Consider the following 3,882-nt stretch of genomic DNA (forward strand, 5'->3'; position numbering starts at 1 on the left):
GGTCCGGGCACAGCCCGGCACCCCGCTTTCAGCCCGTCCGGCGTTTGAGGACCGGGGTCCGGGCAGAGCCCGGGGAACGGGCGAAGGGCGGGTAGGGGAACTCTGCCCCGCGCAGTGGAATCGGCCCGCGCGGGGGCTTCGTACCGCCCCCGGGGGAAACCGGGGCGTCGGGCGGGGGCCGGGCCCCATAGGATTGGGGCCGAAACCTACACACCCGAACCCCCAGAGGATCGCTGCATGCCTGGCATCACGCGCGAGGAGGTCGCCCACCTCGCTCGGCTGGCACGTCTGGAGCTGAAGAGCGAAGAGCTCGACCACTTCGCTGGACAGCTCGACGACATCATCGGCGCGGTCGCCCGCGTTTCCGAGGTCGCCGACCAAGACGTCCCGCCGACCTCCCACCCGCTGCCGCTGACGAACGTCATGCGCGCGGACGAGGTCCGTCCGTCGCTCACCCCCGAGCAGGCGCTTTCCGGCGCTCCCGCCCAGGAGCAGCAGCGTTTCAAGGTGCCGCAGATCCTGGGGGAGGACTAATCACCATGGCTGACATCAACAGCACCATCGACATCATCCGGCTCACCGCCGCCCAGACCGCCGAGAAGATCGCCTCGGGCGAGCTCACGGCCGTCGAGGTCACCGAGGCCCACCTGGCCCGTATCGGCGCGACCGACGAGAAGGTCAACGCCTTCCTGCACGTCGACCGCGACGGCGCGCTGGCCCAGGCGGCTGCCGTCGACGCCAAGCGCGAGCGCGGCGAGACGCTCGGCCCGCTGGCCGGCGTACCGCTCGCCCTCAAGGACATCTTCACCACCGTCGGGATCCCCACCACCGTCGGTTCGAAGATCCTCGAAGGCTGGGTCCCGCCGTACGACGCCACCCTGACGCGCAAGCTGAAGGAAGCCGACGTCGTCATCCTCGGCAAGACCAACATGGACGAGTTCGCCATGGGGTCGTCGACGGAGAACAGCGCCTACGGGCCCACCGGCAACCCCTGGGACCTCACCCGCGTCCCCGGCGGCTCCGGCGGCGGCTCCGCTGCCGCGCTGGCCGCCTTCCAGGCGCCGCTGGCGATCGGCACGGACACCGGCGGTTCCATCCGCCAGCCCGCCGCCCTCACCGGCACCGTCGGCGTGAAGCCCACCTACGGCGGCGTCTCCCGCTACGGCATGGTGGCCTTCTCCTCCTCCCTCGACCAGGGCGGCCCCTGCGCCCGTACGGTCCTGGACGCGGCCCTCCTCCACGAGGTCATCGCCGGTCACGACCCGCTGGACTCCACGTCCATCGACGCCCCGGTCCCGCCGGTCGTCGAGGCGGCCCGCAACGGCTCCGTCGCCGGCATGCGCGTCGGTGTCGTCAAGCAGTTCGCCGGCGAGGGCTACCAGGCCGGCGTCGTCCAGCGCTTCAACGAGTCCGTCGCCCTCCTCAAGGAGCTCGGCGCCGAGATCGTGGAGCTGGACTGCCCGTCCTTCGACCTCGCGATGGCCGCGTACTACCTGATCGCGCCGTCCGAGTGCTCCTCGAACCTGGCCCGCTTCGACGCCATGCGCTACGGACTGCGCGTCGGCGACGACGGCACCCGCTCCGCCGAGGACGTCACCGCCCTGACCCGCGAAGCCGGTTTCGGCGACGAGGTCAAGCGCCGCATCATCCTCGGCACGTACGCACTCAGCTCCGGCTACTACGACGCGTACTACGGCTCCGCCCAGAAGGTCCGCACGCTCATCACGCGGGACTTCGAGAAGGCCTTCGAGCAGGTCGACGTGATCGTCTCCCCGACCACGCCCACCACGGCCTTCGCGATCGGCGAGCGCACCGACGACCCCCTCGCCATGTACCTCGCCGACCTGTGCACCATCCCGACCAACCTGGCCGGCAACTCCGCCATGTCGCTGCCCTGCGGCCTGGCCCCGGAGGACGGTCTCCCGGTCGGGCTCCAGATCATCGCCCCGGCGATGAAGGACGACCGCCTGTACAAGGTGGGTGCCGCAGTCGAGGCCGCCTTCGTCGAGCGCTGGGGTCACCCGCTGCTTGAGGAGGCTCCGTCGCTGTGAGTACCAACACGAGTGCGCTGTCCAAGGCCAAGGGCTTCAGGAAGTCCAAGTCCGGTACGTACCTGTCGATCGGCACCACCGCCTTCGGTGCCCTCAGCGTGGTCAAGCAGGCCAAGAAGGCCCGCACCGAGCACGACACGCTGAAGCTGATCGACGCCGTCGTGTCCGCCGCCGCCATCGTCACCGGCCTCGCGATCCTGTACCGCGAACTGAAGCGTCTCGGCGACGACGACGTCCTGCTGGGCTGAGAGGGAACTTCCACTGTGACTGCCATTGAACTGCTGTCGTACGAGGACGCCCTCGCGTCGTACGACCCCGTCATGGGCCTCGAGGTCCATGTCGAGCTCGGTACGAAGACCAAGATGTTCTGCGGCTGCTCGACCGAGCTGGGCGCCGAGCCCAACTCGCAGACCTGCCCGGTCTGTCTCGGCCTGCCCGGCGCGCTGCCGGTCGTCAACGAGATCGGCATCGAGTCCGCCATCAAGATCGGTCTCGCGCTGAACTGCGAGATCGCCGAGTGGTGCCGCTTCGCCCGGAAGAACTACTTCTACCCGGACATGCCGAAGAACTTCCAGACCTCCCAGTACGACGAGCCGATCGCCTTCAACGGCTTCCTCGACGTACAGCTGGAGGACGGCGAGATCTTCCGCGTGGAGATCGAGCGCGCCCACATGGAGGAGGACACCGGCAAGTCGCTGCACGTCGGCGGCGCCACCGGCCGCATCCACGGCGCGTCCCACTCCCTGCTGGACTACAACCGCGCCGGCATCCCGCTCATCGAGATCGTCACCAAGCCGATCGAGGGCGCCGGCGAGCGCGCCCCCGAGGTGGCCAAGGCGTACGTCGCCGAGCTGCGCGAGGTCATCAAGGCGCTCGGCGTCTCCGAGGCCCGCATGGACAAGGGCCAGATGCGCTGCGACGTCAACCTGTCGCTGCGCACCAGCCCCGAGGTGCCCATGGGCACCCGCAGCGAGACGAAGAACGTCAACTCGCTGCGTTCCGTCGAGCGCGCGGCCCGCTTCGAGATCCAGCGCCACGCGGCGGTGCTCTCCTCCGGCGGCTCGATCGTGCAGGAGACCCGGCACTTCCACGAGGAGGACGGCTCCACCACGGCCGGCCGCATCAAGGACAACGCCGAGGACTACCGGTACTTCCCGGAGCCCGACCTGGTCCCGATCGCCCCGGCCCGCACCTGGGTCGAGGAGCTGCGCTCCGGTCTGCCGGAGATGCCGCGCGTGCGCCGCAACCGCCTCCTCCAGGAGTGGGGCGTCACCGAGCACGACATGCAGTCGATCCTCAACGCGGGCGCGGTGGACTCCATCGTCGCCACCATCGAGGCCGGCGCCGACTCCACGGCCGCCCGCAAGTGGTGGATGGGCGAGCTGGCGCGCAACGCCAACGAGCAGGGCGTCGTCGTCGACGAGCTGCCCATCACCCCCGTCCAGGTCGCGCGCGTCGCGGCCCTGGTGGCGGCCGGTGAGCTCAACGACAAGCTGGCCCGCCAGGTCCTCGAAGGCGTCCTCGCCGGCGAGGGCACCCCGGACGAGGTCGTCGAGAAGCGCGGCCTGAAGGTCGTCTCGGACGAGGGCGCGCTCGGCGCGGCCGTGGACGAGGCCATCGCGGGCAACGCGGGCATCGCCGACAAGATCCGCGGCGGCAAGATCGCCGCGGTCGGCGCACTGGTCGGAGCGGTCATGAAGACCACCCGCGGCCAGGCCGACGCGGGCCGCGTCAAGGAGCTCATCCTGGAACGCCTGGGCGTCTCGGAGTAGTCGACGGAGTCGCTCCCGTACGTACGCGGCGGCCCCGCACCCGAGATCCGGGGGGGGGC

At 70.2% G+C, this 3,882-nt stretch carries 4 protein-coding genes; all 4 read left to right on the plus strand.

Going from position 1 to position 3,882, the window contains the following annotated elements; translation table 11 throughout:
• The first annotated feature begins 237 nt into the window (after positions 1 to 237).
• From gatC to gatB, 4 genes are read left to right on the plus strand one after another with little or no spacing between them, the layout of a single operon-like run.
• On the plus strand, positions 238 to 534 hold the full coding sequence (gene gatC / locus ACFWNV_RS39465; protein ID WP_007266718.1) for an Asp-tRNA(Asn)/Glu-tRNA(Gln) amidotransferase subunit GatC: 297 nt from the start codon (positions 238 to 240) through the stop codon (positions 532 to 534).
• 5 nt (positions 535 to 539) lie between these two features.
• Positions 540 to 2,051, plus strand: a complete 1,512-nt coding sequence (gene gatA / locus ACFWNV_RS39470; RefSeq protein ID WP_383957123.1) for an Asp-tRNA(Asn)/Glu-tRNA(Gln) amidotransferase subunit GatA — start codon at positions 540 to 542, stop codon at positions 2,049 to 2,051.
• Positions 2,048 to 2,299 carry a hypothetical protein gene (locus ACFWNV_RS39475; RefSeq protein ID WP_383957126.1) on the plus strand — a complete coding sequence of 84 codons (252 nt, stop codon included), beginning with the start codon at positions 2,048 to 2,050 and terminating at the stop codon, positions 2,297 to 2,299. Before gatA ends, ACFWNV_RS39475 begins: the two co-directional genes overlap by 4 nt.
• A gap of 15 nt (positions 2,300 to 2,314) precedes the next feature.
• On the plus strand, positions 2,315 to 3,823 hold the full coding sequence (gatB, locus tag ACFWNV_RS39480) for an Asp-tRNA(Asn)/Glu-tRNA(Gln) amidotransferase subunit GatB (protein WP_383957130.1): 1,509 nt from the start codon (positions 2,315 to 2,317) through the stop codon (positions 3,821 to 3,823).
• Positions 3,824 to 3,882 lie beyond the last annotated feature (59 nt).

Origin of the sequence: Streptomyces sp. NPDC058401 (assembly GCF_042722885.1) — a bacterium.
Lineage (GTDB): Bacteria > Actinomycetota > Actinomycetes > Streptomycetales > Streptomycetaceae > Streptomyces.

Coding starts and splice junctions, on each gene's coding strand:
- gatC (WP_007266718.1), top strand. CDS start 238: ATGCCTGGCATCACGCGCGAGGAGGTCGCCCACCTCGCTCGGCTGGCA.
- gatA (WP_383957123.1), top strand. CDS start 540: ATGGCTGACATCAACAGCACCATCGACATCATCCGGCTCACCGCCGCC.